Raw genomic sequence first — 2081 nt, 5'->3', positions numbered from 1 at the left:
GGGCCAGCACTACGTCATTGCCCTGGACAACGCCTCGTTTACCCGCGCCCAACAGCAAATAGAAGCCAAGACTCTCAGTGGCCAGCCCCTGTTGCTGAAAGCCACCCCCTCTGCCGGTTATGTGCTGCTCACGCCCGAGGGCCGGGTGCAGTCCGCCATCGCCGGGGGAGACGGCAACCGCATCACTGTCCTCGGTCGGACAGCCAGACTGATCGCTCCGGCATTGACAACACTGGTCACAGATTTCACCGCTGACAGCTACATCAGCAGCCTGACCGTCAGCGATCTTCCCGGTAGTGAACAGCCCCGCGGCATCAAGGCTCTCAACGCCCTGAAAACCTTCATCACCCGCTCCTCCGCCAACGGCAAGCCCCTGGTGGGCGAGCTGGTGATCGAGCCCCAGAGCCACAGCGACAAGGTGTTCAAACGACTGGTGACGGATACCGAGCGCCTGATGCCGAAGGACCGCCCGGCGATAGAAACGCTGGTGCTGCGCTCCCCGGCCAGCGGACAACCGGAATACCGGCTGTTTACCGATGAAACCCGGGTGCTGATGTCACCGCCAGCGGATTCAAAAGCCCTCCGGAATTTGCCGTCCAGCCCCTCTTCGGTGTCCGTGCCCCCCCAAACAGTGACTCAAACCGATACGGCGGTGGACAGTCTGTCCGCTGTCGCCAGGGAACGAAACGAATTCAGGCAGCGGCTGCTGGAATTTGACACCGCCCTGGAGGGCATTAAAACCCGGCACTCACTCTCCGATAACATGATCCCCCTGCTGGATACCCTCCGTCGGAACAGGCAGGGTTGGCGCATGGACTTTATGGAGCCCGATACCCTGACCCGAAAGAACATCCGGTTTACCTCCGGCGCCTTTGACCGCTTCCAGGGCTTTCTCAAAGGCACGGGTCGTCCGGTGTTGTCATCAACGGTAAAGGGGAAAAAAGCACCCGTCGACGGTATGGACATTGCCAGCTCTTTCCTGGACCTTTACGACCTGATCGCCGGGATTGCCCCCGTTGGACATCATCATAAACAACCCCCGCCCCGGAATATGACGGACACCGAACGGCAGATTCATATCGGCCGTAAGACGCTTTATTATTCGGCGCTGGCATTACAAGGGCTTGACCTGGCCGATCTCGGGCGTCAGGTGATCATGATGGACACGCCAACCTCCAGGCAGCCATTTTCTTCCCGTCAAACCGCGCCAAAGCTGCCCTCAAAAATCGGATCGGGCCAGTTGCCCAAGGGGGTAAAAGTAGCCAAAGGGCTAGGTAAAGCAGGCAAAGCAGGTCTTGCCCTGTCTGCTGTGAGTTTCGGCGTTCAGGCAGGCAGTCTCACCCTGACCGTGATTGAATATGAGAACGAAGAGGACCCGGACGTCAAGAAACTCCTGGAATCCAGGGTGATCTTTGAGTCGGTGGATACCGCTGTCTCCGGCCTTTCAATGGTGCTCGGGCCAATCGGGTACTTTATTAGCGGTCTGATGCACTTCGTCAGGGGCGTTTTTGAGCAATATTACAAAAAGAAGGTAGAAAAGCTGGTCTATAAAAAGTTACAGGACGCCTCGGGTGAAGCGGCCCGCTTCTTTGACCCGATTCACGACCAACTGGATCCCGGAAAATTCCTGACCAACAACAACCAGACCCTCAATGCTTTGATGAGTGAGGACGGCAACCTCCTGACCCTGAACATCAAGTCCATCGACCTGGTGAACAAAACCCTGACCTTCGGAGGCGGCTATTCATTCCAGCCCTTCCTGATCGCCGGAAAAAAAGGCGACTGGGACTATTGCAAGGATAAGAAATATGTACCTAACGGTCCCATCGAGAAATGCGCCAGCGATATCAACCAGATCCACTACTACCAGAAGCCTTTTAACCTGATCAAAAATGCCCTGAGGACACTGTGCCGGACGGAGTCGCGCTTAACCAGGTACCAATGCTCAGATGGGAAGTTTCACCTCCCGGAGCAGATGATCGACAAAAAGATGATTTTGATGCCTGCCACACCCGAGTCGACAGTCAAACTCTTCTACAGTCCATTTAGCCAGTCCTCCAAGGCGAGTAAGCCAGAAAGCC

General features: G+C 56.3%; 1 protein-coding gene. It reads left to right on the top strand.

The genetic code is table 11. The features are described 5' to 3' along the window. On the top strand, positions 1-2081 hold a 2081-nt coding region (locus tag KDK16_RS12935; RefSeq protein ID WP_257276440.1), incomplete at both ends, for a hypothetical protein.

It is taken from the genome of Endozoicomonas sp. SESOKO4 (assembly GCF_024606275.1).
Note: the sequence above shows the minus strand (reverse complement) of the source record. Positions and strands in the feature narration are given on the sequence as shown.